This window comes from Candidatus Paceibacterota bacterium (genome assembly GCA_040905715.1).
Taxonomy (GTDB): Bacteria; Patescibacteriota; Minisyncoccia; order Phycocordibacterales; family CSBR16-193; genus JBBDHZ01.
Genome location: JBBDRA010000003.1, coordinates 15,604 through 41,530 on the forward strand (window position 1 = coordinate 15,604; position 25,927 = coordinate 41,530).

Here is a 25,927-nt window from a genome sequence, read left to right on the forward strand (position 1 = left end):
TCCTGTTAGGGAACAGATGAGAGGAGAAGAGATTAAAATACTATAGACTATGACATTTTTTAGATCGTTTTTTAATGAGTTCAAGCAGTTCGCACTGAAAGGGAGCGTGGTCGATCTGGCGGTCGGTATCGTTATCGGTGCGGCGTTTAACAGTATTGTTACATCTCTTGTTAATGACATTATCACGCCACCGCTTGGGCTACTTATCGGTCGCGTTGATTTTTCAAATTTGTACGTGAATCTTTCCGGAATTGAGTACGATAGCTTTGCGGCCGCTCAAGCAGCCGGCGCCCCGACGATCAATTACGGATCATTCTTTAATTCATTGTTCAGTTTTGTATTGATGGCCCTTGCGGTGTTCGTGCTTGTGAAGGTGATCAATCGCCTTCGTGCACAGGAAGCGAAAGATCCTAAAACAACACCGTCGGTGCGCGCCTGTCCGTACTGCTTTAAAGAGGTGTCACGAAAAGCGATCAAATGTCCCTTCTGTACAGCTGACATTAAGCCGCTCAAAGATGACGCGGTGTAAGCAGAGCTTGCTCCAACTGCACTCGCGAGTCATGCGAGAATGCAATCTTCGCCTTCGCTCGGATAAAGACGTGAGTGAACCCGCCTACCGGAAGGCAGCCCCCCCCACTTTATCCTCGTTTGCCGAAGATTGCGCTCTCGCGCGACCTCACTCGTTTGTTGCAGTAAGTGAAAAGGCGTAGAACAGTCTATGAATACAGACGACCAACAAAGAGCAAAAGAGCAGTTTCTCAAGGTGTACGACGAGTACGCGGATGCTATTTTCAAGCATTGTTATTTTCGGGTATCTGATCGGGAACTGGCTAAAGACCTCATGCACGACACGTTCGCTCGTACTTGGAAATCTATTACGAAAGGGAACGACATCAAGAATATGAGAGCATTTCTGTACCGTGTTGCACACAATCTTATTGTGGATTCGTATGGAAAGAAAAAAGAAATGTCGCTTGATCAGCAGCGTGATGAGAATGAGGAAAATACAAATCCGATCTTTGACCCGGCCGATACGGATGCGGTAGAGCGGATCGAGGGAAACGCTGAGCGTGACCGGGTGCGAGCGGCTGTTGACCAGCTTGACGAAAAATACCGAACTGCTGTTACGATGCGCTTCCTTGACCAGCTGTCACCTACCGAGATCGCCCGTATAACCGGAGAGTCAGAGAATGTGATATCCGTTCGTGTTAATCGAGGGCTCGGACAGCTGCGTACACTTTTAGGCATCGAAAAAATATAGATTTATTTATCATGGATAACCTTATTAAAACAATCAAAGATCTGTTTCAGCGCACGGCGCCGACTCTCTCAAAAGATGAGAAAGAGTCAATTCGAAACATGCTTTCTGAGACCATTGATCTGTCTCCTGTAAGTTCCGCTCAAGCGAAGCGTCTTGATGATGTGAGCCGTTCAGCATATAAAACACGAACAGTTCGATCATTATTCGTAGCCTACATACGACCTATGCCAGCACTAGCAGTAGCTCTTGCGCTGATCCTTACCGGTGGAACATCAGTAGCTGCCCAGCAGTCACTTCCGGGCGACGTCCTCTACCCGGTTAAGACAAATGTAAACGAAGAGATCGCCGGTTGGTTCTCCGTCTCGGCCGAAGCTGACGCAAAGCGCGCATCAATGCTCGCCGAGCGACGCTTGCAGGAAGCTGAGCAGGTTGCTGTAATTGATAGTGAATTAAGCACAGAGACCCGATCGGGTATTTCGGTCGCTTTTGCGAAGCAGGTAGAACGATACCAGCAAGAACTTGAGCAGATCGAGGATGAAGAGACAACGGTTGAAATACGCTCAGGCTTTGAGGCTGCGCTTGAGTCTCACGATCGGGTTTTAGCCCGACTGGAAAGTACGGGACGAGATGTTGCTCAGCTACGAGCTGATGTTGCATCAGTGATGCCGGTACGGGTCGCGGCGTCACTAGGCGCAGAGGCCGCAACTGAAAGCACAGAAAACAAAAGCGAAATGAGTACAATGAGTACAATGCGTGCCGAAAGCGACGCTGACCAGGCGGTGAGTGATGGTGTCGACGTTAAAACCAGCTCTCGAGCCGGTTCAGAGGCCGGCTTTGAGGCTCGGGCACGAGGCAAAATAAAAGCTGCGGCTAACGTTATCGCTTCTGCCGAAAGCACCCTGAAGCGAGTAAATGGATCAAGGGATGATGTAGAAGCTGAAGCCAAAACCCGACTAAAGGAAGCCCGGGAGCTTTTTCTTGAAGCACGGGGTGGTCTCGATGGCGGTGAATATCGAAAAGCCTTTCATGTCGCCGAGTCAGCTCTTCGTGCAGCAAACGATGCGCGAACCTCCTTTGAGTTAACAAAGCTCGGACTGTCGGTCTCTGTTGGGAATGGATCGTCCGGATCATCTGCGGGACAAGGAGCAGGTGGTGGTGTTGAACAAGATTGGGTAGAAGGATTTATTTTTGCTATCTCTGAGAATAGGATTTTAGTGGCCGAGAGCTTGGCTTCGGGAGTAAAGGAGTATACCGGAGAGTTGGGTGAACTTCGTGGCACCGCTGTTTGGTATGCTGTTTCGAGCGATACAGAAATAACAGATCAGGACGGAAGAGAGATGACTTTTGTGGATCTCGATACCCATGTGGGTGTAGAAGTGTACTCAAGCGGACCAATGGCTGAATCGTATCCTGCCCAGGGCGGGGCTGACCGGATCGTTGTAACCGATGAACAGTATAAGGTTCAAAGCAATGCTAATTTGCCTGAGGTATCGCCGTATGAGCAAGGGCTGGAGAGTGAGGCCGGCGTAAATGCGGGCGTTGAGGGCGAATCTTCTGAAGGTAGTGGGGTTGATCTTTCAACTGAGGTTGAGGTAGACGTTCGACTCGATACCTCACTTTAAGATCTCGGCTCTAAGTAGACGGTAAAGAGGCCGAAAATTGTGAGGAACATCTTTTTCCTCTACAATGATACTTATGGTAAAAATTCTAGACGGAAAAAAAGTTCGCGATGAGCGCAAAGCAAAACTTACAGAGCTGGTCTCGCTATTTAACGATACGCCCACGTTAGTTATTCTTCAGGTGGGAAGTCGTGCGGACTCAACCGCGTACATCGAGCAGAAGAAAAAATTCGGCGCCGAGATAGGTGTTGCCGTTGAGGTTCGTCAGTTCCCTGAGGATGTGCAGGAAAGTGATCTGATCGACGCAATAGAAGAAGCAAATAAGGATACGAGCACGCACGGTATTATCGTACAGTTGCCGTTGCCGGACCGTTTAGACACCTCTTCGGTCATTGAGGCGATCGAACCGAACAAGGATGTGGACGGTCTGACGGCGGTGAACGTAAAGAAACTGCAGGCGGGAGACGGCTCCGGTTTTACGCCTGCCACAGCAAAGGGGATCGGCTCACTTCTGGATGCGTACGATATTGATCTTGCTGGTAAGCGGGTAGTAGTAGTTGGCCGGTCAGCGCTTGTGGGTAAGCCAACAGCTTCTGTAATGCTCGTTCGCGACGCGACAGTGACGATCGCTCACAGCAAAACCACTGACCTTGCTCAGGTTACCCGGCAAGCAGATGTGCTGATCGTGGCGACCGGTCGGCCGAAACTGATCGGCGCGGAGCATGTGCGAGAAGGGCAGACGGTAATTGATGTCGGTATTAACCTAAACACCGGGGAAAGTCTGGAAGAAGAAATAGCTCTTCAGACCGGGTCAGGCAAAAAATTTATTGGTGACGTGGACTTTGAGGCGGTCGAAGGGATCGTGTCCGCGATCTCGCCGGTACCCGGCGGTGTTGGTCCGATGACCGTGCTTTCATTATTTGAAAATTGCATCAAAGCATATCAAAAGCAGGTCGAGGAAAGATAAGTAATTATTAAAGAGGTAAGAAGTAACAGAATATGGAACAGAATACTACGCAAAGTGATTCAATGCTGAAAGAAAAGACAAAGCTATTTAAGATAGGATCAGTCGTGTTATTGGTCCTTGCCTTTTTCATTGCGATTCAAGCAGTGAATTCGATCCGTGAATTTTGGCATATCGGAAGTGAGATCGAGCCGCAGGCGACGATCAGTGTTTCGGGTGAAGGTGAGGTGTTTGCAGTACCGGATACAGCTCGGGTTTCGTTCAGTGTGATCGAGACAGCAGAGACAACAGAGGGAGCACAAAGCGCCGCGTCAGAGCGTATCAGTGAAGTGCTGGCCGCTCTTGCAGATCTTGATATCGATGAAAATGATATCAAGACGCAGAACTATACACTTAATCCACGATACGAATACTCGCGTACTGCGTGTGAAGCAGGACAGTTGTGTCCGCCGGAAGGCAGGCAGATACTTGTTGGCTACGAGCTTCGCCAAACGATCGAGGTAAAGGTTGAGGATCGGGAGCGAGCAAGCGATGTGGTTCAGATCCTTGGAGACACTGGAGTTCAACAGATCAGCAATGTTCAGTTGACGATCGATGATGAAGACGCGGTGAATGCAGAGGCGCGTGCCGAAGCTATCGCTGACGCAAAAGCAAAAGCTCAGGAGCTTGCGAGTGATCTTGGTGTGCGGTTGGTTCGCGTGATTCGCTTTGAGGAATCAGGGCAGCCATATCCGTATGCGCGCATGGAATCCGTACAGATGGCTTTTAATGGAGATGACGCTGTCGCTTCGCCACAGTTGCCTGCCGGAGAGAATCGGATAGTCTCAAATGTGAATATTACGTACGAGATACGGTAAATTCCGTAGTGGTTTACAGTAGGAGGGAGTTAAGAAACACCGCCCCGCAAAATGGGGCGGTGTTTTCTGTGCCTGAGCTGATATCCGATATCACTCAGGTGTTTTTGGCTACTATTGACACTAAACCCAAAAAGAGTATTATGATATTTAACGACGCCCCGGGAGGGGTTTTTTATTAGGCAAATCAACTTATGAATTACGTTACTCAATTCATCAATTACGTGAAAGACACACAGGGAGAAATGCTGCACGTCAGCTGGCCAACGCGTCGCCAGGCGATCATCTATACGGTTATTGTGATCGCTATATCGCTTGCAATCGCTCTGTTCCTTGGCTTTTTTGACTGGATATTCTCAGTGGGATTAAACACGTTTGTACTGTAACGAGTCACCTTCATTCTTTATTATGGTTCAACAGAAACAACAAGTTAATCAGGGACGCAACTGGTATGTCGTGCACACGTACGCCGGTTACGAGGATGCTGTGCGCCGAAACCTTAAGCAACGCATCGAGTCGCTTGGTATGACCGATCGGATCTTTGATGTGGTCGTGCCGACTGAAAAGAAGATCAAGATCAAGGGAGGCAAGCGTATTGAAGAAGAAGAAAAGATCTATCCCGGCTATATCCTCGTGAACATGATCGTGACTGATGAGTCGTGGTATGTGGTACGAAACACTCCTCGCGTGACCGGATTTGTTGGGGCCGGTGTGTTTCCGGTTCCGGTTGATCAGGCAGAGATCGATGGCCTTTTTGCTCGTATGAATGCTGACACAAGCTCTCACGAGATCGACTTGAGTGTCGGTGAGCTGGTATCGATCGTGGACGGTCCGTTCAAAGAGCTTGAAGGGAAGGTAAGCGAGGTGGATCACGAGCGAGGCAAGGTGAAAGTGCTTGTCTCGATGTTCGGTCGCGAGACGCCGGTTGAACTTGATTTCTTGCAGGTGAAGAAAACCTAATCGATTGACTAATCCACTTTAATTCTATAAGCTACAACGTACTAAGCTAATTGTATGGCAAAAGAAGTCCAGAAAAAACTAAAACTCCAGGTTCCTGCCGCAAAGGCAACGCCTGCACCTCCGATCGGACCGGCTCTCGGTCAGGCCGGTATTAATATTGGTGAATTCGTTACTCGATTTAACGAAGGAACTGCTCAGATGGCCGGTGATATCATTCCGGTTGAGGTTCTCGTGTACGAAGATAAGAGTTTTGACCTCGTCTACAAGACTCCGCCGGCTTCCCGTCTTATTCTAAAGGCTATCGGCAAGGATAAAGGAGCTGCAAATCCGCTTACTACAAAAGTCGGAACCATCACTAAGGCTCAGATCAAAGAGATCGCCGAGCGAAAAATGGCCGACTTGAACGCTCACGATCTTGATCAGGCTTCCAAGATCATCGCGGGAACCGCTCGCTCAATGGGTGTTGAAGTAAAATAAAAGCCGGTTAGAGCGTTTAATGATACTAAACCCGTCACGTACAAGTGACGGGTTTAGTGTTTTATTATGTTGCCGGCTATTGCTATACCTGGTAAACTCGTTTTGGTTTGTACACTGTGCTCGAAACGAAAGACAAATAAAAAAGGAGACTCTGATGAAAGAGAATACACGATCGCGTACAACTCGTATTGCTGAGGTTCTTCAGTTCGTGTCGGTGTCCTATCCGGTGTTTGCCATGAGCGTGATCCTCTACGGGGTACTGCGGTTGACGGGCAGGATCCGGATCCGGTATCCCGAGCGATGGCCTCGAGGAAAAGGGAGGGTGATCATTGCTCCTAACCATCCTTCGCTCTGGGAGCCGATGCTGCTCATGCTTCTGTTTCCTTGGGAGGGGTTGCGCCATCCGCGTACTCGCATTCCTTGGAGTACTCCGGATAAAGGGAATTATGATCGGTGGTACTGGGCTCTGTTTCGACAACGGTTTATTTTCGTGCCGAGAGGTAAGCGGAAAGGCGAGCTGAAAGCTCTTAGTGCGATCATTCAGAAGCTCAAAGTGGGCGCACGCGTTATTATGTTCGGCGAAGGAGGTCGCACAGCCCGAGGGGCTACATTTTGTTGGTCTCAAAACAAGGCAGGGCGAGTTCGTACTTTACAACACGGCTTGTCGCGTGCCGCCTGTGACTCCGGCGCAACGATTGTGCCTATCTGGATCTCTGGGGCAGAAAAGGTGCTTCCGGTCGGGTGCGGTGTGCCGCGTATGTGGCGGTGCGTCACAATAACTATCGGAGAACCGTATACGGTCGAGCGCGTCTCTTCTAAAGATCCCCAACGTAAAGATCGAGTAGTTGCCGAGACAGAAAAGCTTACGACAGCGCTTCTTGAGTTGGCTGACGAGCAGGACGAGTAAAGGGTGCACCACGAGCGTGCACCCTTTTTTTCTTTTCTTTTCATACCGTGTTCTTTGTACGGTTTTAAAAATGCCGTCCGGGGATACCGGACGGCGGGTTTGGTTTAGAGTTAGTTTAAATGACGTGTGCTTCCACGGAAAGTCGCAAGATCTCTGCATCTTGGCGAGATTCTTCCCGGAGCACTTCATCTCCGGCGTCGATCAGCTCATCGAGATTGTCGACCGGCAGATTACCGCCGTTCTCCCTCTTTCTTAATTCTGTTTCCGAGACACAGTCGCCATCATTTCGCTCGACTTCTCGGATGAGTCTTTGGCGTAGAACGCGGCGTTGCCGTCGGCGCGCTCGAACCTTCATTTCTCGAACTGTCATAGCGAACCTCCTCAAAAGGACGTGATATCAGAACTAATGTGAATAGTACCTATTTTTGCAAACGCGTCAACAATATCATGGCCACATTTTTTCAGGGTGTGGTATAACTGTATGGGATGTGGTTTATCGTAGAACGATCAAAAAAGGAGGTTCCTCGTGTCAAAACTAAAATTGTACGTTGGATGTTCTCTTACTCACGCACCGCAAGCGTACCGAGATCTGGTTGATTCAATGAAGCAGGATCTTGAGCAACAATTTGAAGTGCTCGGTTTTCTTGGTCTCACGCAAGGTTCGCCGGTAGATGTGTATCGTTGGGATATCGAGGGGTGCGTGGCCTCCGCCGATCTGTTTGTTGCAATGTGCGATTACCCGTCAACCGGGTTAGGTCTTGAGATCGGCGCGGCGCTCTGGCGGTACGATGTTCCGACACTAGGGCTTGCCTCTGTTGAGAGCAAAGTTACACGGATCATTCTTGGGGTTGGCGAAGAGGCAGATCAAGAGTTGTTCACCTTCCAGAGGTACAACGACCATCGGCATGCGGTGGAACTGGTGTTGCGTTTTGCCGACTCGCGCACTCAGTCCACATGATGAAAATACTGTATACAGGTACCCCGTCACCATCCGTGGCGGGGTATTTCTTTGTCATCAGCGATTCTTTTCGGTAGTATATGAATACTATGACCTCACACAAGAAAGGAGCGATCGCGTCGCAGACGATCGCAGAGTTGATACAGAGCGGGTTTATTATGGGTGCAACAGAAGATAATGTTCGTCCGGCGTCGCTCGATCTTTCTATCTCGGATGAGGTGTATTCAGTTGGAGGTGTGTTTCAGCCACGTCCGGGAGAAACAGTTCGAGAAGTACTGGAACTTATAGATAAAAAGAAGCACGACCTCAAAAGTCCACTCCAGCGCGAGCAGATGTATATCGCCCGTCTGAACGAAACGCTTGAACTCCCCGAGACTGTATATGCGTTCTGCAATCCTAAATCAACAACCGGTCGTCTCGATATCCATGTTCGCCTCATTGCCGATGGTGTGCCGCGGTACGATTCAGTAACTCCCGGTGGCTGGAAAGGGGAGCTGTGGGTATCGATCGTTCCCAAAACATTTCCGATCAAAGTAGCACCGGGTCAGTCGCTGAACCAGCTTCGGTTTTTTAATGCTGATACGCGACTTGACCAGCTCGAGCTTGAAATGGCCATGAAGCGGGACAAGCTTCTGTGGAATCCGGAAAATAAAAAGCCGTATCTATATGAGGAGCTTTTGGTACGTGATAACGATGACTCTCTTATCCTCTCACTCGACGGTATGAATGACCTGATCGGCTACCGCGGTAGGATCGGCGACACACCGATCGATCTTGCGAAGATCGGCGGATACGACCCAAAGGATTTCTTTGAACCGGTTAAAAAGGACAACGGCTATATTTATTTAAAGCAGAATGAGTTCTACATTCTCTCAACCAGAGAGGCGGTGAAGGTGCCGCCTACCTTGGCTTGCGAGATGGCGCCGATGGACGAGCGGAGCGGGGAATTCCGTTCTCATTATGCCGGATTTATCGATCCGGGCTGGGGGTATGGAAAAGAGGGTGAGGGTAATGGCCGACCGCTGACGCTTGAGGTGCGACCATTTGAAGACTTGGTTGCCCGTGACGGTCAACCAATTGCTAAGATCCGTTTTGAGCGCGTGACCGAAACGCCTGACCAGAACTACGACCAGCTCGACTCAAACTATTCAGTTCAATCCGGTCCACGGCTCGCGAAGCAGTTTAAAGCACCTAAAAACAAGTAAAAGAGACGGTTTAGAAGAGGGTGAGATGGGGTGTAAAAAACCGCCACGCTGAAAGCGTTGCGGTGTTGGATCTCATCCTGTTGTTGTACGGGTTCCGGAACTTCCTTGTCCGATGGCGACCTGGTCGGTTCAATGATCGGTCGATCATCAGGTCGGCTGTGAACACAGCCAACCGTTATCGAGACCAGAAGAACAGCAAGAACGCATTTCATAGAGCACCCTTTCCAGTGTAAATAGTAGTACAAAGCTGTTAGTACTATATATAATTATTTACCCCCTGTCAAGGGTAACCCACGCATAGCGAAGCCCGTCTTCCGTCGAGTGTTCTTCGCGATGTGCCTCTCGTGAAAATTCCTGTTCGTATTTAGGAAACCAGGTGTCACCTTCCTTGCTGGAATCGACCAGCGTTAGATATAAACGGTTGATGAATGGAAGTGCTTGCTCATAGATCTGCTGTCCGCCGATCACAAATATTTCATCACTATCGAGTACGGAAGCTTGTTCAAGCGCGCCCTCAATCGAGTCAGCGATCTGAGCTCCTTGTGTATCGTAATCATTCCGGCGGGTAACAACAATGTTCGTGCGACCGGGAAGTGGTTTGCCAAGGATCGAGAGAATGGATTCAAACGTTTTTCGCCCCATTATCACCGGATGACCGCGAGTGATCTCTTTAAAACGTTTTAGATCCTCAGGTATATGCCAAAGGAGTTGGTTGTCCTTGCCGATCACTCGCGTTCTTTCGCCGACTGCGGCGATCGCACTGATTCGTGGGTGTTTCTTCATACGTTTTTTGATCTCTGGAACTAGCTAGACCGCCATTTTTGCTTTGATCTGGTCGTGGTGTTCGTAGTTCTCAAGTTTTATGTCGTTCATTGTGAAGCTGTCGATATCTTTTACTTCCGGGTTGAGCCACAGTGTTGGAAGCGGTAGAGGTTTGCGAGACAACTGTTCCTTAACTGCATCAAAGTGATCGTGGTAGACGTGCGCGTCGTTCAGCGTAAGGATACATTCGTCGGGTTCGAGGTCGGTTACTTGTGCAACCATCGACAGGAGAAGAGCGTAAGAGGCGATGTTGAACGGCACACCGAGGAACATGTCGCAGCTACGTTGAGTCATGTGAAGACTTATTTTGCCGTTTGCAACGAAAAACTGGAACATCATGTGACAGGGCGGAAGCGCCATGAGATCGAGCTCGCCCGGGTTCCAGGCCGAGACGATCAGCCGTCGGTCACCAGGTTTATTCTTGATCTTATCTATTACTTCCGCAAGCTGATCGATCTCTTTTACTTCGTTTCGTCCACGGTCCGGATAGGCGGGAGAGCGCCAGTTACGCCATTGAACACCGTAGATTCGACCACAGTCTCCGTCGAAAAGTGCGTGGGGCTTCCAGTAGTCAGAATACGCATTGTCGGTCCAGATGGTCCAGTCCTTACCCATGATCTCGCGAAGTCGGTTTTCGTCTCCGCTACCTTCAATGAACCACAGCAATTCGCCGGTCATCATTTTGAAGGCAAGTTTTTTTGTTGTGACCGCCGGAAAACCTTCGCTCATTTTGAACCGAAGCTGTTTTGCAAACAGTGCACGAGTGGAACCATTTCGACCTTCACGGTCAACGCCGGTATCCATGATCTCCTGGAGAAGTGATAGATATGCTTTCATGATGAATATTTACATGTATAACGTTGTATCTATAGTAACAAAAAAATCAGCGTCTCGCTGATTCCGGTCTTTTCTTCTGATTACGTTTCCAGGTTATTCCTTGGGCTGTAGTTCACGTAAAAGCTGGTCTTCCTCCTCAAGAAGTTGATCGAGGGAAGGGGCGTCATCTGTGCCGATCAAGTAGTCACGCTTTTTATTAATGACGGTATTGAGACGATTGAGAAAATCAGTCATTTTCTCGCCCTGCCCAATAAGCCGAGCGCGCTCTTGATGGGACAGACCTCGTTCAACAACTTCTGCAAGTTGTTCTTTTTCTTCGCCGGAGATATCAAGTTCCGCGATGGATGTAGTTAGGGAATCATCTAGCATATATTCTTTCTAAGACTGGGTGAGGCGGGTTTTGCTTACACCGATAGAGTGAGTAGCGCTACCTTTGTTCTGTTACTAGGCTCGATTCAGTGCCGCTTCTATAGTTGTATTAGTATAATTCTCTCCAAACATCTCCACCTCTGCTGCGCGCAGATCATCTAGACGCTCTTGTTGCTCCTTTGATAATTCAACGTGTTCTACGGATTCTATAGGAAACGATCGAGACTCAAGTGAAGACATAGGCGCAAAGAATTAATTGATTAGCTCTATTGTACCAAGCTGTTTTAAAAGTACAAATGAAGAGGATGGCGCAGTTACTAGAAGTGGTTTGTTAGCTGTGGATACCTGTAGTGAATAGAGAGGGCGGTACGTTTATTGACGAAATCAATTTAATATGTATAATTTTAAGTCTGTGGTTCGAACAACGTTCTTTGATCCAAAAATGAAGAAGGAAGCATTAGTATGCCAAGGACGGGAAAATTTCGTATGCAGACGCTCGACGGTCGGATCGCTAGCAGCTCCAATGCGCCTCCGGGCGGATGTCATGAGCACGCCAGGATACTAAATATACCTCCTGCTCCGAGGCAGGTCAGGTTGGCCAGCGATCCGAGAGTGCTTAATTTCGGTGGTGTTAGATCGCTCGATGGAGTTAAAGCACGCCGCCGACAGCTATAAATGTCCTACTAGGACTGCGTCCTTTCAACTTACTACCCCACGCGCGCTCAGTGCCGTGGGGTTTTTCTTAGGGTTTTTTGATCGCTTTTCTAATTGTATTTTTAGGACCTTTCCTCTAGAATGGGTTTATTATGAAAGATACTCAGATTGAAAAGCGAATTCGTGAAGAAGCGAAGCGACAGGATAGAGTAGTGAACTTGATAGCCTCTGAGAATATTGTCTCGCAAGACGTGCTTGTGGCACTTGGCTCAGTGCTGACCAATAAATACGCCGAAGGCTATCCCGGCAAACGATACTATGGCGGCAACGACATTATTGACTCAGTTGAAGCACTTGCTCAAAAGCGCGCCCTCAAGACCTTTGATCTCTCTGAAAAAACCTGGCACGTGAATGTTCAGCCGCTTTCCGGTTCCCCGGCGAACCTCGCGGTGTATTTGGCATTGGTTCCTCAAGGCGGAAAGATCATGGGGATGTCGCTTGATCAGGGAGGACATCTCTCGCATGGGTTCAAGGTTTCGGCAACCGGCATGTTCTGGAAACAGGTATCCTACGGCGTTGATCCCAAAACCGAGCAGATCGATTACGAGGCACTCAAGAAGCTCGCTTTAAAAGAGAAGCCAGATATCATTGTTGCCGGTTTTACGGCGTATCCGCGGAAGGTGAATTGGAAAAAATTCCGGGAGATCGCTGATGCAGTGGTTTACCCTGAGCAAGGTCGAAAGGGTGCGTACTTACACGTTGATATGTCGCATATCGGCGGGTTGGTTGCCGGCGGGGCGCATCCGTCGCCATTTCGCTATGCAGACACCGTAATGACCACGGTTCACAAAACACTGCGCGGACCGCGCGCGGCGATCATATTTGCTCGCAAGGACAAGCGTGGCATTCCAAAAGCGATCGACAAAGCGGTATTCCCGGGACTGCAGGGAGGACCGCACATGAACCAGGTGGCAGCAACCGCTGTTGCGCTCAAAGAAGCAAGTACGAAAGGATTTGAAAAGTATGTTACCCAAGTCGTCGCAAACGCAAAGGTGTTGGCCGATGAGCTGGCAGCGCGTGGTTGGCGTGTTATCTCCGGAGGCACTGATACGCACTTGCTTTTGATAGACACGTGGCTCGACGGCAAAGGGATCTCCGGTAAAGAGGCCAGCGACCGGCTTGAGAAAGAAGATATTATTGTAAACAAAAATACGATCCCGAACGAAACGCGTTCGCCGATGGACCCATCCGGTATTCGCATCGGTACTGCCGCTGAAACATCCAAAGGAGCAAAAGAAAAGGATATGGAGAAGATCGCTGAGCGCATTGATAGAATTCTAAAACAGTAGACATGGCTAAAAAGGACACAGGAAAACCACGTAAAGTTACACCACGCGGCAAGCTGATCGTTATTGATGGTATTGATGGGTCCGGTAAAGCGACGCAAGTTGGTTTGCTTAAAAAATATCTTAAGAAAGAAGGGGTAAAGGTAAAAACGATCGACTTTCCCCGTTATGAAGATAACTTTTTCGGAAGTCTTATCGGTAATTATCTTTCCGGTGAGTATGGAGATTTTGCAAAAACTGATCCACGGGTCGCCTCAGTGCTGTACGCAGCAGATCGATTCGAATCCAGTAAAAATATCCGAAAGTGGTTGGAAGAGGGGTATACCGTTTTGGCTGATCGGTACGTAAGTGCTAACCAGATCCATCAGGGTGGTAAAATTGCAGATGCGCGAAAACGAAAAGAATTTCTCGAGTGGCTTGAAAAAATGGAGCACGGCGTGTTCGGCATCCCAAAGCCGGACCTTGTTATTTATTTAGATGTGCCGTTCGAGGTTAGTCGAGAGTGGCTGAAAAAGAAGTCTGCTCAATCGTCGAAAAAGTATTTAAAGGGAAGAAAGGATGTCGTGGAAGATAATTTAAAATATTTGAAAAATTCTCGAAACGCTGCCCTGTGGTTGGAGCGGAATAATAAAAACTGGGAGAAAGTCACGTGTTGTGACGGCATGACCTGCATGCTCCCTGAGGAGGTTCACGGGTACGTGGCCAAGATCACACAAAAGCGATTACGACGTATATAGATCTAGTACTTCTGCTATACCTTTTGTTACATATGGGGCTTACGATACAGATCAAAAAACTTTACAAGAATACTAAGATGCCTGCCTATGCTCGAGCGGGTGATGTGGCGCTCGATATGTTCTCCCGAGAAGAAGGCGTACTCCTGCCAGGCGAGCGTAAAGTGTTCCATACCGGATTTGCTCTAGAGTTCCCGGAGGGATTTGCAGCTATCGTGAAAGATAAAGGCGGCATAGCGAATGTCGGCGTTACTACACTCGGCGGGGTTTTCGATGCCGGATATCGCGGAGAGTATAATGCCCAGTTGTTTAATCTTAGTACAGAGCCGTATACGGTCGAGGTTGGTGACAAGGTAGCCCAGCTAATGATCCTTCCGGTGGAGATCGTAACACTCGAGGAGGTGGATGAACTCAGTGATTCTGATCGCGGTGACGGTCGGTTCGGGAGTACCGGTTTGAAATAATCGGGTGCGTAATGTGTCTTTATAGGGTAGGAGTATGCTTGAGTACAAGTATACATGTTATTTATGACAACTTTCTCATTGAGGAGCGAGATCAATGGAAACCTCTAGTGTTTCGTACTCATCGTTCAGTGTAACCCGATTTAGACGTGTGCAGGTTGACCTGCTTGAGCCAATAGACCGGCTCCTGAGTCGAGTTGGTGTAAGGGAGTATGATGTGCCTCTTGGAATAACCGCGCTCGATAGTTGTAAGGCGGAAGTCTACGAAGTAAAAATTCGTAGCTGGTTTTATGACAGGCCGCTGGCATCAGTCGAAGAGGCGTGTCTGCACCTTGAGTGTGGGGAACGATTCGCCACGCTTCGAGAATTTCTGAGCTGGGTTGCCGTACGACCAGGCATTGCTCGAGTCGGTGCGTACACTATTTGGGGGAGTCAGTGTCGCAATATTGTTCCTGTTGTACGAAACAAGGGGGTCAATGATATTTCAGATCTACGGGTCAGCTGTGAGCATGTTAAAGAAGCTCTGCGGATTCAGCGGATCCCCACGGTCGTTCGCTGCGTCGCGCAGCATTCAGTTGCCGCATGAGCGAGTGCTCGTATCATCCCTTGCCCCGGTTCTAATAAAGAACCGGGGTTTTCTTTGTGTTTTTCCACCGTCTCTTTCTTGCAGGGTATGAAGTAGAGAAAGTTGGTATGATCGCACAGATACTTTATACTGTGAGCTATGATCCAGGACATCCTGAAAGACACAATTAGCGAAGCGTTGCAACAGATCGGTATTGCTGACCCGGAGGTTGAGCTGGAGCACCCGGCCGATCTTGCACACGGTGATTTTTCAACGAATGTGGCGATGAGATATGCCAAAGAGCAGGGTAGCAGTCCGCGAGATATTGCTGAAAAAGTCATTTCTCTTATTGAAGAGAGTAAGCCTTCTTTCGTAAACAAAGTAGAGATCGCCGGCCCCGGTTTTATTAATTTCTTTTTAGCACGTGATTTCTTTGCAAAGTCACTAGAGGATATTGCTGCTCATGCAATGGATTTTGGCAGGAGCGAGGTTCTTGAAGGAAAGAGAGTGTTGGTCGAATACACCGATCCGAACCTCTTCAAAGAGTTTCATGTCGGTCACATTATGAATAATACGGTCGGCGAAGCGATCGCAAATCTCTTTGAGAGCCAAGGCGCGTCAGTCGTGCGAGCTAATTACCAGAGTGATGTTGGTCCGCCTGTTGCTAAAGCGATCTGGGGAATGCGCCAGCTTGCTCATAAAATGCCGAAAGATGACGCGCCGCTTATCGAGAAGGTGCGATTTCTCGGTGACTCGTATGTTACCGGTAGTGCGGCGTACGAAGAAGGCAGCTCCAAAGAAGAGATCGACGCGATCAATACGCACATATATGAACGTGATAACGACGAGCTAAATGAGCTCTACAAATGGGGTCGTACCGTAAGCCTGAATCATTTTGAAGAGATCTACAAAAAACTCGGCACACGGTTTGATTGTTATTATTTCGAAAGTCAGGTTTTTGAAGACGGACTCAAACTTGTGGAGGAAGGGAAAGAAAAAGGTGTTTTCAAAGAGTCGGATGGCGCGATCGTGTACCACGGTGAAGAGGATGGATTGCATACGCGCGTGTTCGTAAATGCGCGCGGTTTGCCAACCTACGAGACCAAGGAGCTCGGGCTTACCAAGCAGAAATTTGAAACCGAAACATACGAGCAATCGGTCGTGGTAACAGCAAACGAGCAGACATCGTACTTTCAAGTGGTGATGGCCGCGCTTACCAAGCTTTATCCGGAGTGGGTTAAGAGAACGAAGCACATAGAGCACGGCATGCTCCAGACGCCGGATGGCAAGATGTCGTCGCGAAAAGGCAATGTAATCGGCGGCGGGACACTCATCGAAGATGTTGAAGCTCGGGCCAACGAAAAGATACAGGAAACTGACCGTGATCTTGAAGACCCCGATATATTGGCGACCCAGGAAGCGGTCGCGGCGATCAAGTACGCTATTTTAAAGCAGGCGCCGGGTAAGAACGTGACGTTCGATATGGAGCAATCACTCTCGTTGGAAGGAGATTCCGGACCGTATCTACAGTATGCACATACTCGCTGTTACTCGATCCTGGCAAAAGCAAAGACAGAAGGAATTGTGGCATCGATCGAGAATCCACCGGCCGAGTCGTATGAGTTGGAGCGAGTACTGTATCGATTCCCGGAGATCGTCGAGAAGGCATTTAGCGATCTTTCTCCGCAGTATGTTACAACGTACCTGACCGAACTTGCCTCCATGTTCAATAGTTTTTACGGCACCGAGCAGATAGTAAATGTAGATGATGAGTTCTCGCCGTACAAACTCGCGCTCACTCGAGCTACGCAAACCGTTCTCGCCAACGGACTCAATGTTCTTGGCATCGAAGCTCCTGAGCAAATGTAGACTTGAATTATTGTGTTTGAACTGCTGGTGTGGTATGACCATATCAGCGGTTCTTCATGTTCCATGAAATTAAGATAAATACGAAAGGGGGCTACCAATGGTAGCGCTTGCAGATCTAGCAGAAGAACGTGCACGTCTCGATAGAGAGCTTGGTCGGGTTTGGGGAGGGTCCGGGGTGCGAAATCTTTGCCTTGAGGGGTACTGGTTTCACAAACCGATCAAACTGGGGCACCCGCGAGGCTTTTCCTTTAAAGGTCTTGAAGAGGTCGCCAAGACAACAACACTTCTTCCAAACGCGGGTCGAATGCCACTGAATAAGCGCAATCAGCCAAAGGAGTGGTCTCCCAACTGTATCTGGGTTGATCGAAAACGGAGCATCGCACTCAACGCGATCGGACTTTCCGGTCCGGGAGCGAAAGTGGTTTTCGAAAAACTCCAGAAGCTTCGACATCGTTTTCAACCGTCAATTATGGCGATCGGCACAACGCTAGAGGAGCGACTTGCCGAGATGCGGCTCCTGATGAAGTTGATCGTGGAGCACTTCTCGTATGAGCAAGTTCCGATCGTTCAGATCAATGTTTCGTGCCCGAATCTTGAGCACGGCTTTGATCCAATAAACGAACGGATCGTAGAGACTCAGAATATCCTGGACATCGTGTACGAGTACGGTCGCTTCGCGGTGATCAAGCTTAGTGCGGACTTCCTGCCCGAGCGGGTGATGGAGTTTGCTGAGCACCCGGCGTTGTTCGGTATCAGTGGCACAAATACTATTCCGTTCCGTATGATCATCCCGTGGCTTCCCGAAGATCATGAATGCCAGATCCCATGGGATGAACTTTTCGGCGTCGGACAGCCATCTCCGCTTCGTGCTCGCGGGATCGATGCTGATGGCGGTCTTTCGGGCGCACCGCTCAAAAACCTCGCCTGTTTGTGGATCGGTCGGATCCGAAAAGCGGGGTTCAGGAGGCACCTGAACGGAGGTGGCGGTATTTTGCATCCGAATGATATTGAGTCCTTCCGTGTTGCAGGTGTTGACTCGATCTCGCTCGGTTCGGCTGCGTTTCTTGCTTCAGCGCAAGTGCAACCGATCATCCGGTACGGAAATAAAATTCTATCCTAAAATAAGGAAGAAGCTGATGGAACTAATACGAGACAGCGCTGGAGTTGTGTGTGAGATCAGAATGCGTCGACCTGACAACTTCCACGCCCACTACCGACAGAACGGGATGCTCCAGCTCATGGTGCTTCTATTCTTGCGGTATGGTTGGGGACGGGTTGAGGCAATGCCTAATAATCCGTTCATTGACACCGGTCAGAAAGCTATAAAATATCGTTATGAGGCGATGCGTATCGCGCGAGCGAATGAATCCCGCTTTAATTATTCCGAGTTTGAGATGGTGCCGTCGATGCAGATCACGCCTGAGACAACACCGCAGATGGTGCTCGAGGCGTGGCGGCTCGGTGTTCGGATCTTTAAGATCTACCCGCGTTTCGTCACTACCGCCTCTGAAAACGGCGTTATTGATTACAAAGCACTTTACTCGGTTTTTGCAGAGATGGAGCGGATCAATACGCACGTGGTGGGAAAAGAGTTTCCTCATCCGTGTGTGTTGTCGCTTCACCCTGAGGACCCGAATGAGAATGTTGAGCCGTTCGACAAGGAGTCGGCTTTCATCGACAATCACGCTCACGATATCGTTCTTCGTTTCCCGGGATTACCGATCGTCTTCGAGCATATCTCGACAAAGGCGCTCGTGGATTTCGTGAAAAGCGACAATGCAGCTCGGAGAAATATCGCGGCAACGATCACGCCTCAGCACATGATACGTACATACGCGGATCTGCTGGGGTATACACCTGCTTCGAATTTCAAGCTGCAGGTGGATGACTTTTGCAAGCCGGTCCTTAAGCCGCGTGAGGATCGTGATGCGGTTCGTGAAGCGGCAATGAGCGGTAATCCGAAGTTCTTTTACGGCGGAGACGACGCGCCGCATCCGGTAGGGAGCAAGGATTGCCGGGAGTGCTGTGCCGGTACGTTCAACACTGATGCCGGACTGCGGGTTTGTGTTGAAGAGTTCTATCAGCACAAGAAGCTCGAAAATCTTGACCCTTTCTTCTCAGAAAGCGGCGCTCGGTTCTACAGTTTCCCTCAAAACAAAGGAAAAATTACACTCAGACGTGAACCGTCAGTGGTTCCTGAGATGCATGTTATTCCGTGTGACGAGGGAGAGGCTCGTCCGTGGCTGGCCGGTGAAACGCTTCCCTGGAGCATCACCGCCATTCACTGATCAACCTTTGTTCGTTTCTCAATTCAATACCACACCCTGTCGATCCGTCGACGGGGTGTTTTTTTGCACAAAGGGTGAAAATTGGTAGTATTAGCCGTATACATGACTACTTGCAAAGACGAAAATACAAAAAGCGAACTGGCCAAGCGAGAGGAGGAGATACTCAAGCAGTGGCAGGAAAATAGCATATTTGAAAAAACGCTTGAGCAGACCAAGGGCGGGGAGGAGTTTGTATTTTATGAGGGGCCGCCGACCGCCAACGGCCGACCCGGCATTCATCATCTTGAGGCGCGCGCATTTAAGGACGCTATTCCTCGGTACAAAACAATGCGGGGCTATCATGTCCGCCGCAAAGGTGGCTGGGACACGCACGGCCTGCCGGTTGAGCTTGAGGTAGAGAAGCAGCTTGGCCTTACATCGAAAAATGAAATTGAGGAATACGGTATCGAGAAGTTTAACGAAAAGTGCCGTGAGAGTGTCTGGACGTACGTAAACGAGTGGCGATCTTTTACAGAGCGAATCGGGTTCTGGGTTGATTTGGACGATCCGTACGTTACGTATCAGCCGGATTACATGGAGTCAGTGTGGAATGTTCTTGGCCAGGCAAACGAGCGCAAGCTTCTCTACAAAGACTATAAGGTATTGCCGTGGTGTCCACGGTGCGGTACCGCGCTTTCGAGTCATGAACTAGCGCAAGGATACGAAACGGTCAAGGACCTATCGGTGTATGTTGCCTTTAAGATAACCGATAGAGACGAGTACCTTCTGGCCTGGACCACTACTCCGTGGACGCTCCCGGGAAATGTCGCGCTTGCGGTTTCGAAAGAAGTTGAGTATGTACTCATAGAAGTTGAGGGCAAAAAGGTGTGGTTAACCAAGGATCGGCTTGAGCATGTTGCCCCGGAAGCGGTTGTAGAAAAAGAGGTGAAAGGGGGCGAACTAGTCGGTCTCGCCTACGAGCCGCTTTACGCGTATCTCAAAGATAATCTTCCCGAGAGCGAGAAAGAGAAACTTGCGAACGCCTTTCAGGTCTATGATGCAGATTTTGTAACCACTGAGGATGGTACCGGTATTGTGCACACCGCTGTGATGTACGGGCAGGATGACTTTGAGCTTGGTTCTCGAGCGGGTCTTCCAAAATTTCACTTGGTGAAAGAGAATGGCACGTTTATCCCGGAGACAGACTTTCTTGCCGGGCGTTTTGTTAAAGATGAATCCACCGATGTTGAGATCATCAAAGACCTTGCTCATCGCGGGCTTTTGGTTAAGAAAGAAAAAGTTGAGCACACCTATCCGCACTGTTGGAGGTGTAAAACACCGCTTATTTATTACGCACGTGGATCATGGTATATCCGCATGTCAGAGTTGCGTGATGAGTTGGTTAAGGAGAATCAGGAAATTAATTGGGAACCGGAGCATATTCGCGACGGTCGTTTTGGCGAGTGGTTGAGTGAAGTAAAGGACTGGGCGATCTCGCGCGAGCGGTATTGGGGCACACCGCTGCCGATCTGGACCGATGAGAGCGGAGACGAGGTCGAGGTAGTTTCTTCGCGGGAAGATCTCCATAAAAAAGCGCCGGAGAAGGTGGTCAAAGTATTTTTTATGCGACACGGAGAGAGTGTGAAGAATGTTACGCATACGTTTGACAGCGGGCAAGCCGATTTTCCGCTGACCGAAAAAGGAAAAGAAGAAGCGAAGCGCGCGGGAGAAGAACTAAAAGATGCCGGTATTGATCTGGTTGTTACTTCACCGATCCAGCGAACACTCGAGACTGCCGAGATCGTAGCCGGTGAGCTAGGGGCTGAGTTGGTGGTGGAGGAAGGGCTTTCTGAGATCAAAAGCGGGAGTTGGGACGGCAAGAAACTTGACGATGAATCGATCAAGGAAAGCCGTGCAACCTACTGCGCGCTTGGTCCGGAGGATTATTATACTGCTCCGCGCGGAGAGACAGGAGAGAGCTGGAAGGAGATCGAGGCGCGTGCGTTCGGTGCGGTGAGTAAGGTGATAGACGAAAATCCCGGCAAGACAGTTCTCTTTGTAGCGCACCAGGGTATTGTGGTGTATGCGCTTAAGCCACTTAAAGGGTGGGATATTGTTGAAACCCGCAATGAGCGTGTTTACGACAAAGAGTTCCATGCTCATGCTCACCCTGTTCTTGTATACATAGACCGAGAGCGAAAACGTGAACTTGACCTGCACCGACCATACATTGACGCTATTACATACGAAAAAGACGGAAAGGAAATGAAACGAGTTCCGGAAGTGATGGATGTATGGTTTGACTCAGGGTCGATGCCGTTTGCCCAAGATCACTATCCGTTTGAGAATAAAGAGCGTCTTGAGGCAGGAGGCTATCCGGCTGACTTTATATCTGAGGCGATCGATCAAACTCGTGGCTGGTTCTATACACTTCACGCTATCGGGGCGATAATGGGCTTCGGCAAGGCGTACAAGAATGTAATTTCTCTTGGTCATATTCTTGATGCAGAAGGAAAGAAGATGTCGAAATCGAAAGGGAATACAGTAGATCCCTGGGAGCTCATGGATAAATACGGTGCGGATGCCCTTAGATTTTGGATGTACTCGGTCAACCAGCCCGGTGAGCCGAAGAATTTTGTAGAGCAAACTGTGGATGAGGTAGTTAAGAAAGTGTTCAATCTGGCTTCTAACACAGCTCGGTTCTATGAGATGTACAAAGATTCTGATGACGGAACCGATCCGGACAAGACCGACGTGCTTGATCAGTGGATCGAAAGTTATACCAACAAGGTGGTTCAGGATGTTACGGATGATCTTGAAAATTACAAGCTTCTTGAAGCCAGCCGATCCATTCGTGAATTCATTACCGATCTCTCCCAATGGTACCTCCGTCGTTCTCGTGATCGGATAAAGGAAGGTGATCAAGCCGCGCTTTCAACGTTGCGCCAGACATTGCTGACACTCGCAAAACTTCTAGCTCCGTTTGCGCCGTTCTTTGCCGAGGATCTCTATAGTCGAGTTGGTGGCGGAAAGGAAAGTGTTCATATGGAAAGCTGGCCGAAGGGCCCTCAACCCGATGAGCAAGTGCTTACTAATATGGAAAAAGTTAGAGAGATCGTCACACAAGCGCTTGAATTGCGGGCGAAGGCAGGAGTGAAAGTTCGCCAGCCGTTGGCAGTGTTGACGATCGCTGAAGACATGGATGAAGCATATCGGGCGATCATTGCCGAGGAAGTGAATGTGAAGGAGGTGGCGGTTGGCAATGAGCTTGCGCTTGATACCGAATTCACCGATGAACTTAAGCAAGAAGGCGCTGTACGTGAGCTTGTTCGTGCAATTCAAGGGCTTCGCAAGGACTCCGGCATGAATCCGAGCGACAAGGCCACTCTTGCTGTCTCCACGGACGAGGCGGGCGCACAATTGATCGAGCAGTACCGAGACGAAGTTACCAAAACAACGAACCTTTCAGAGGTAACGTATGGCGATGTTGCTCAAGGAAAAAGTGTGGAGGCGAATAGCTATTCGTTCACTATTGATCTTCATATATAATTCTAGTTGGAATACGGCAGATAGCTTTTATCATTAACGCAAGGAGAATCTCATGTCGAGTACTGTGTACGGATTGCGCATGATGGTGGCTTTGTTCTTCTTTCTTTTGCCGTTCGCGTTCGCCGGTGTCCTTGTTGTGAGTGCGCCTGATGGAGTGATTTTTCAGTGGTTTAAGTTATTTGAAGGGTCAACACACCTGGAAGGAACCTTGCTCCTTATTCCCTGGGGTACGGCCGCCGCGATCGCCGGTCATACGCAAGGATGTCGTGACCGAACCATCGCAGCACAGCAGAAAGATGACCCTGTGTTATGAATTCTTTCGCTAAAGAACTTCTCAGGTTGTTTCCGCTCGCACCAAATGGTGTCGGGCGGTTTTCTAAATACGAAATACTAGATACTATATACTGACTATATGGAATACCGTCTCTACACTACCCCTGCTTTTGTGCTCGCCCGAACGCCCTCGGGTGAAGCAAATAGCCGTGTCTGGTTTCTCACCAGAGATCTGGGTCTTATTCAAGCAAATGCCCAGGCGGCGCGATCATTGGCAAGCAAACACCGCTACGGCCTGCAGACCCTATCGCTCTCGGTAGTTTCGGTAGTTCGTGGAAAAAGCGGTTGGCGGGTGACGAGCGTAATGCCGCAGTACTCATATTATTCGCGCTTGAATAGTTCAACAGCTGCTGTGGATGTGGCGGCGAAAGTGGCGCTCGCTTTGCGCACCTTGTGTGCCGGTGAGGAGCATCAGCCTGAGCTGTTCACTATTTTTACTGAGGTAGTGAATAGTCTTTCAGAAGATTCTCTTAATTATAAAGAGTGTCGAGCCATTGAGTGTATTGCCTTGTTGCGTATACTCTCGCGTCTTGGTTACGTGGGCGACGATAAACTCCTTATTCCGTTTACTTCCTCGTCCGGATTTGATCAACCGTTGATTCAGAAGGTAACAGAACATAAGAGGAACATTATTCGAACGATCAATAAAGCTTTTGAAGCAAGTCACCTGGTTTCCGCACGCTACGCGTAGCCACTGTTGGGGCGAGGTGGTATAATTTCAATTATCTATGGCTGATCGAGAGGGCGATAACAAACTTGAAAAGGCGCAGAATCGACTATATTCTCGCGATTACAATGAACCGGATTCAAATCGCCGAAGCGGTTTTGAAGAGGATGATGAGCCGGTTAGACGCAATTGGGACGACTTGCACGCGCAAGAACAAGAAACAGTAGAGGCTCAAGAGCCGGACCCGCAGGACCGGTCAGAAGAGCAAGTAGACGAGCAGCCTTCAGAACAAACCCTTTCAGAAACCACCGAAGAACAAACTGAAGAACAAATCGAAAAACAAACTGAAGATCAACCCCAAGGATACTCTGAAGAACCACAAGAGAGATCGCCGGAGGCACGTTCGGTACAAGACTCGTCAGCCGATCGAGAGGCGGTGAGCGTGAGCGCTGGAGTAGACGAGAAACCCCGGGGCTCCCGCACGGACAGCTTTTTTAATACATTATTCTGGCTGTCGCTAGCTTTTTTCGTGCTAGCGATCAGCGGTGCAGTAGCACTCTTTTTAACCGGCTCTTTTTTCACGTCCGGCGACAATGTGCTGGTTAGAGTTGAGGGACCAACATCCGTAAGTGGAGCAGAAGATAGTGAGTTCGATATTATTGTGGCAAATAACAACGACACCGGATTGACCAACGCAAAGCTTACCGTTACGTACCCTGAGGGCGCCCGATACACAGATGATCTGGGCCGCAAAAAAGCACGCGAAGTGGTGGTACTCGATACGGTTGATCCGGGCCAACAGATCCGAGCCACGATCGATACGACTATCATAGGAAGAGCTGATACGACCGAGACAATAACACTTTCCCTTGAGTACGGGCTTGAAAATTCAAGCGCAACGTTTGTAAAGGAGACGGAATACGATGTTGCTATCACAAATGCTCCGATCGATGTTTCTATTAGTTCCCCGACCGAAATAAACAGTAATCAGCCGGTCACCTTTGATCTAACGATCAGTTCGAACACGAGTAAGCAATTGGAGAACCTGTTACTGGTCACTCAGTATCCGTTCGGGTTCAGTTTGCGAAGCGCTGACCCTGAGGCGAGCGACGGCGACACGGTCTGGGAGATAGGCACCCTTGAGCCCGGGGAAGAAAAGAACATTCGAATATCCGGTCCTTTGCAGGCGCAGGAGAAGGAACAGCGAACATTTACGTTCAGTATCGGTATTGCCGATGAGAACCGAAGGGAAACCCTGGCGCACGTGCTCGATGAAACCAAACGAACGCTATCGATCAACGCACCGTACTTAGACCTCGACGCGACATTTCAGAACATGACACCGGAAGAGTTCGTCGGGGAAGTCGGCGACAATATCAGAGCTGATATATCATGGAAAAATAATTTAGACGAACGGATTGCTGATGTTGAATTGATAGCGACACTCGGTGGAAATGCCTTTTCACGCGAATCGGTTCAGGTGGATCGTGAAGGATTTTATCGATCTTCTAATAATGAAGTTGTCTGGAACATGAGCACGAACCCGGCTCTTTCTTCAATGGATAGCAATGAGCAAGTAAATGTTAATTTCCTTTTTGCTTCACAGAAAGAGATATCATCAGGGTCAGCAGATGTTGCTAATCCACACATCACCGTTGAGCTCGAAGCGATCGGCAATCAGTTTACAGACGCAGAACTTCCTGAAACCGTAAGTACAGCACATAGCTTTTTGTTGAAGATGAACACGGTCATGGATATCGAGGCTCACGCGGTCTACAGTGACGGACCGTTCGTAAACACGGGTCCGGTGCCGCCTGTTGCCGATAAGCCGACAACATTTACCGTTGTTGTGAACGCGCTTAATCGCTATAACGATGTAGAGGATGCGGAGTTCACTGCCCGCTTACCAACCTATGTTGAATGGACCGGTAATACCACAAACGATGAGGTTATCTCATATAACAGTAATACTCGTGAAATTCGATGGAACATTGGAGAGTTGAGAAGGCAGAGTGGGCATGCGCTGTCCGCTGAGCAGGTCGCGTTTCAGGTTGAGGTTACACCAAGTATTAGTCACATCGACGAACAGCCGGAGATCGTGACGGATGGTTTACTGCTTGGTCGTGATACGTATACTGAGCAGGATCTTCGTGTGCAGCCTCGCGATGTGACAACGAACTTGGAGATCGATCCCCAATACTCAGCCCGTCGTGACGGCACAGTGCGAGCACGCTAACGGTTTGGCGGAA

Annotated in this window: 27 protein-coding genes; 22 read left to right on the forward strand and 5 right to left on the reverse strand. The window is 49.3% G+C overall.

What is annotated here, in order from left to right:
- The first annotated feature begins 49 nt into the window (after positions 1 to 49).
- From mscL to WD312_01230, 9 genes are all read left to right on the forward strand, one after another.
- Entirely contained in the window at positions 50 to 529 is a 480-nt protein-coding gene (gene mscL, locus WD312_01190; protein MEX2563718.1) for a large conductance mechanosensitive channel protein MscL, read from the forward strand.
- Positions 530 to 718: 189 nt separating this feature from the next.
- Positions 719 to 1,261 carry an RNA polymerase sigma factor gene (locus WD312_01195; GenBank protein MEX2563719.1) on the forward strand — a complete coding sequence of 181 codons (543 nt, stop codon included), beginning with the start codon at positions 719 to 721 and terminating at the stop codon, positions 1,259 to 1,261.
- Between the two features lie 11 nt (positions 1,262 to 1,272).
- The gene (locus WD312_01200; protein MEX2563720.1) at positions 1,273 to 2,883 is read left to right on the forward strand and encodes a DUF3221 domain-containing protein; all 1,611 of its coding nucleotides are present in this window, start codon (positions 1,273 to 1,275) and stop codon (positions 2,881 to 2,883) included.
- Between the two features lie 73 nt (positions 2,884 to 2,956).
- The gene (locus WD312_01205) at positions 2,957 to 3,847 is read left to right on the forward strand and encodes a bifunctional 5,10-methylenetetrahydrofolate dehydrogenase/5,10-methenyltetrahydrofolate cyclohydrolase (GenBank protein ID MEX2563721.1); all 891 of its coding nucleotides are present in this window, start codon (positions 2,957 to 2,959) and stop codon (positions 3,845 to 3,847) included.
- A gap of 32 nt (positions 3,848 to 3,879) precedes the next feature.
- Complete coding sequence (locus WD312_01210; protein MEX2563722.1) at positions 3,880 to 4,701, forward strand: SIMPL domain-containing protein; 822 nt, start codon at positions 3,880 to 3,882, stop codon at positions 4,699 to 4,701.
- Between the two features lie 191 nt (positions 4,702 to 4,892).
- Positions 4,893 to 5,084, forward strand: a complete 192-nt coding sequence (gene secE, locus WD312_01215) for a preprotein translocase subunit SecE (GenBank protein MEX2563723.1) — start codon at positions 4,893 to 4,895, stop codon at positions 5,082 to 5,084.
- Positions 5,085 to 5,106: 22 nt separating this feature from the next.
- Positions 5,107 to 5,658, forward strand: coding sequence for a transcription termination/antitermination protein NusG (gene nusG / locus WD312_01220; GenBank protein ID MEX2563724.1), 552 nt, complete (start codon positions 5,107 to 5,109; stop codon positions 5,656 to 5,658).
- Positions 5,659 to 5,712: 54 nt separating this feature from the next.
- Positions 5,713 to 6,135, forward strand: coding sequence for a 50S ribosomal protein L11 (rplK, locus tag WD312_01225; protein ID MEX2563725.1), 423 nt, complete (start codon positions 5,713 to 5,715; stop codon positions 6,133 to 6,135).
- A gap of 154 nt (positions 6,136 to 6,289) precedes the next feature.
- Positions 6,290 to 7,042 (forward strand): lysophospholipid acyltransferase family protein, encoded by a 753-nt coding sequence (locus WD312_01230; GenBank protein ID MEX2563726.1) that lies wholly within the window; start codon positions 6,290 to 6,292, stop codon positions 7,040 to 7,042.
- A 115-nt stretch (positions 7,043 to 7,157) separates the two neighbouring features.
- Here WD312_01230 and WD312_01235 read toward each other — a convergent pair whose 3' ends face one another.
- Complete coding sequence (locus WD312_01235) at positions 7,158 to 7,412, reverse strand: hypothetical protein (protein MEX2563727.1); 255 nt, start codon at positions 7,410 to 7,412, stop codon at positions 7,158 to 7,160.
- Positions 7,413 to 7,568: 156 nt separating this feature from the next.
- Here WD312_01235 and WD312_01240 point away from each other — a divergent pair, with 156 nt between their 5' ends.
- Both WD312_01240 and WD312_01245 read left to right on the forward strand, forming a co-directional pair.
- Positions 7,569 to 8,000, forward strand: a complete 432-nt coding sequence (locus tag WD312_01240; GenBank protein MEX2563728.1) for a hypothetical protein — start codon at positions 7,569 to 7,571, stop codon at positions 7,998 to 8,000.
- A gap of 89 nt (positions 8,001 to 8,089) precedes the next feature.
- Positions 8,090 to 9,205, forward strand: a complete 1,116-nt coding sequence (locus WD312_01245; protein MEX2563729.1) for a 2'-deoxycytidine 5'-triphosphate deaminase — start codon at positions 8,090 to 8,092, stop codon at positions 9,203 to 9,205.
- 270 nt (positions 9,206 to 9,475) lie between these two features.
- Here WD312_01245 and WD312_01250 read toward each other — a convergent pair whose 3' ends face one another.
- The 4 genes from WD312_01250 to WD312_01265 form a co-directional block, all read right to left on the reverse strand.
- A complete protein-coding gene (locus WD312_01250) occupies positions 9,476 to 9,988 on the reverse strand; it encodes a dihydrofolate reductase (protein MEX2563730.1) in 513 nt (170 codons plus the stop codon).
- Positions 9,989 to 10,012: 24 nt separating this feature from the next.
- Positions 10,013 to 10,864 (reverse strand): thymidylate synthase, encoded by an 852-nt coding sequence (locus WD312_01255; protein MEX2563731.1) that lies wholly within the window; start codon positions 10,862 to 10,864, stop codon positions 10,013 to 10,015.
- Between the two features lie 93 nt (positions 10,865 to 10,957).
- Positions 10,958 to 11,233: a hypothetical protein gene (locus WD312_01260; GenBank protein ID MEX2563732.1), complete on the reverse strand. Its 276-nt coding sequence runs from the start codon at positions 11,231 to 11,233 to the stop codon at positions 10,958 to 10,960.
- A 75-nt stretch (positions 11,234 to 11,308) separates the two neighbouring features.
- Positions 11,309 to 11,473, reverse strand: coding sequence for a hypothetical protein (locus WD312_01265; GenBank protein ID MEX2563733.1), 165 nt, complete (start codon positions 11,471 to 11,473; stop codon positions 11,309 to 11,311).
- A gap of 566 nt (positions 11,474 to 12,039) precedes the next feature.
- Between WD312_01265 and glyA the strand changes: the two genes are divergently transcribed.
- From glyA to WD312_01320, 11 genes are all read left to right on the forward strand, one after another.
- Positions 12,040 to 13,236 (forward strand): serine hydroxymethyltransferase, encoded by a 1,197-nt coding sequence (gene glyA, locus WD312_01270; protein MEX2563734.1) that lies wholly within the window; start codon positions 12,040 to 12,042, stop codon positions 13,234 to 13,236.
- Positions 13,237 to 13,238: 2 nt separating this feature from the next.
- On the forward strand, positions 13,239 to 13,970 hold the full coding sequence (gene tmk / locus WD312_01275; GenBank protein ID MEX2563735.1) for a dTMP kinase: 732 nt from the start codon (positions 13,239 to 13,241) through the stop codon (positions 13,968 to 13,970).
- Positions 13,971 to 14,002: 32 nt separating this feature from the next.
- A complete protein-coding gene (gene dut / locus WD312_01280) occupies positions 14,003 to 14,431 on the forward strand; it encodes a dUTP diphosphatase (GenBank protein ID MEX2563736.1) in 429 nt (142 codons plus the stop codon).
- Positions 14,432 to 14,525: 94 nt separating this feature from the next.
- Positions 14,526 to 15,014 carry a hypothetical protein gene (locus WD312_01285; GenBank protein ID MEX2563737.1) on the forward strand — a complete coding sequence of 163 codons (489 nt, stop codon included), beginning with the start codon at positions 14,526 to 14,528 and terminating at the stop codon, positions 15,012 to 15,014.
- Between the two features lie 138 nt (positions 15,015 to 15,152).
- On the forward strand, positions 15,153 to 16,862 hold the full coding sequence (gene argS / locus WD312_01290) for an arginine--tRNA ligase (protein MEX2563738.1): 1,710 nt from the start codon (positions 15,153 to 15,155) through the stop codon (positions 16,860 to 16,862).
- Positions 16,863 to 16,959: 97 nt separating this feature from the next.
- Positions 16,960 to 17,982 (forward strand): hypothetical protein, encoded by a 1,023-nt coding sequence (locus WD312_01295; protein MEX2563739.1) that lies wholly within the window; start codon positions 16,960 to 16,962, stop codon positions 17,980 to 17,982.
- 16 nt (positions 17,983 to 17,998) lie between these two features.
- Entirely contained in the window at positions 17,999 to 19,150 is a 1,152-nt protein-coding gene (locus tag WD312_01300; GenBank protein ID MEX2563740.1) for a hypothetical protein, read from the forward strand.
- Between the two features lie 102 nt (positions 19,151 to 19,252).
- Positions 19,253 to 22,678, forward strand: coding sequence for a class I tRNA ligase family protein (locus WD312_01305; protein ID MEX2563741.1), 3,426 nt, complete (start codon positions 19,253 to 19,255; stop codon positions 22,676 to 22,678).
- A gap of 52 nt (positions 22,679 to 22,730) precedes the next feature.
- A complete protein-coding gene (locus WD312_01310; protein ID MEX2563742.1) occupies positions 22,731 to 22,991 on the forward strand; it encodes a hypothetical protein in 261 nt (86 codons plus the stop codon).
- Between the two features lie 99 nt (positions 22,992 to 23,090).
- A complete protein-coding gene (locus WD312_01315; protein ID MEX2563743.1) occupies positions 23,091 to 23,702 on the forward strand; it encodes a recombination protein O N-terminal domain-containing protein in 612 nt (203 codons plus the stop codon).
- A 37-nt stretch (positions 23,703 to 23,739) separates the two neighbouring features.
- Positions 23,740 to 25,914 (forward strand): hypothetical protein, encoded by a 2,175-nt coding sequence (locus WD312_01320; protein MEX2563744.1) that lies wholly within the window; start codon positions 23,740 to 23,742, stop codon positions 25,912 to 25,914.
- The last annotated feature ends 13 nt before the right edge of the window (positions 25,915 to 25,927 follow it).

Excerpts from the sequence above, each read along its gene's own strand:
- WD312_01245 (MEX2563729.1), top strand. The coding sequence starts at position 8,090 with ATGACCTCACACAAGAAAGGAGCGATCGCGTCGCAGACGATCGCAGAG.
- secE (MEX2563723.1), top strand. The coding sequence starts at position 4,893 with ATGAATTACGTTACTCAATTCATCAATTACGTGAAAGACACACAGGGA.
- WD312_01320 (MEX2563744.1), top strand. The coding sequence starts at position 23,740 with ATGGCTGATCGAGAGGGCGATAACAAACTTGAAAAGGCGCAGAATCGA.
- WD312_01310 (MEX2563742.1), top strand. The coding sequence starts at position 22,731 with ATGTCGAGTACTGTGTACGGATTGCGCATGATGGTGGCTTTGTTCTTC.
- WD312_01235 (MEX2563727.1), bottom strand. The coding sequence starts at position 7,412 with ATGACAGTTCGAGAAATGAAGGTTCGAGCGCGCCGACGGCAACGCCGC.
- WD312_01265 (MEX2563733.1), bottom strand. The coding sequence starts at position 11,473 with ATGTCTTCACTTGAGTCTCGATCGTTTCCTATAGAATCCGTAGAACAC.
- WD312_01210 (MEX2563722.1), top strand. The coding sequence starts at position 3,880 with ATGGAACAGAATACTACGCAAAGTGATTCAATGCTGAAAGAAAAGACA.
- WD312_01305 (MEX2563741.1), top strand. The coding sequence starts at position 19,253 with ATGACTACTTGCAAAGACGAAAATACAAAAAGCGAACTGGCCAAGCGA.
- WD312_01300 (MEX2563740.1), top strand. The coding sequence starts at position 17,999 with ATGGAACTAATACGAGACAGCGCTGGAGTTGTGTGTGAGATCAGAATG.
- nusG (MEX2563724.1), top strand. The coding sequence starts at position 5,107 with ATGGTTCAACAGAAACAACAAGTTAATCAGGGACGCAACTGGTATGTC.
- tmk (MEX2563735.1), top strand. The coding sequence starts at position 13,239 with ATGGCTAAAAAGGACACAGGAAAACCACGTAAAGTTACACCACGCGGC.
- WD312_01205 (MEX2563721.1), top strand. The coding sequence starts at position 2,957 with ATGGTAAAAATTCTAGACGGAAAAAAAGTTCGCGATGAGCGCAAAGCA.
- WD312_01315 (MEX2563743.1), top strand. The coding sequence starts at position 23,091 with ATGGAATACCGTCTCTACACTACCCCTGCTTTTGTGCTCGCCCGAACG.
- glyA (MEX2563734.1), top strand. The coding sequence starts at position 12,040 with ATGAAAGATACTCAGATTGAAAAGCGAATTCGTGAAGAAGCGAAGCGA.
- rplK (MEX2563725.1), top strand. The coding sequence starts at position 5,713 with ATGGCAAAAGAAGTCCAGAAAAAACTAAAACTCCAGGTTCCTGCCGCA.
- WD312_01200 (MEX2563720.1), top strand. The coding sequence starts at position 1,273 with ATGGATAACCTTATTAAAACAATCAAAGATCTGTTTCAGCGCACGGCG.
- WD312_01260 (MEX2563732.1), bottom strand. The coding sequence starts at position 11,233 with ATGCTAGATGATTCCCTAACTACATCCATCGCGGAACTTGATATCTCC.
- dut (MEX2563736.1), top strand. The coding sequence starts at position 14,003 with ATGGGGCTTACGATACAGATCAAAAAACTTTACAAGAATACTAAGATG.
- argS (MEX2563738.1), top strand. The coding sequence starts at position 15,153 with ATGATCCAGGACATCCTGAAAGACACAATTAGCGAAGCGTTGCAACAG.
- WD312_01285 (MEX2563737.1), top strand. The coding sequence starts at position 14,526 with ATGGAAACCTCTAGTGTTTCGTACTCATCGTTCAGTGTAACCCGATTT.
- WD312_01250 (MEX2563730.1), bottom strand. The coding sequence starts at position 9,988 with ATGAAGAAACACCCACGAATCAGTGCGATCGCCGCAGTCGGCGAAAGA.
- WD312_01295 (MEX2563739.1), top strand. The coding sequence starts at position 16,960 with ATGGTAGCGCTTGCAGATCTAGCAGAAGAACGTGCACGTCTCGATAGA.
- WD312_01195 (MEX2563719.1), top strand. The coding sequence starts at position 719 with ATGAATACAGACGACCAACAAAGAGCAAAAGAGCAGTTTCTCAAGGTG.
- mscL (MEX2563718.1), top strand. The coding sequence starts at position 50 with ATGACATTTTTTAGATCGTTTTTTAATGAGTTCAAGCAGTTCGCACTG.
- WD312_01255 (MEX2563731.1), bottom strand. The coding sequence starts at position 10,864 with ATGAAAGCATATCTATCACTTCTCCAGGAGATCATGGATACCGGCGTT.
- WD312_01230 (MEX2563726.1), top strand. The coding sequence starts at position 6,290 with ATGAAAGAGAATACACGATCGCGTACAACTCGTATTGCTGAGGTTCTT.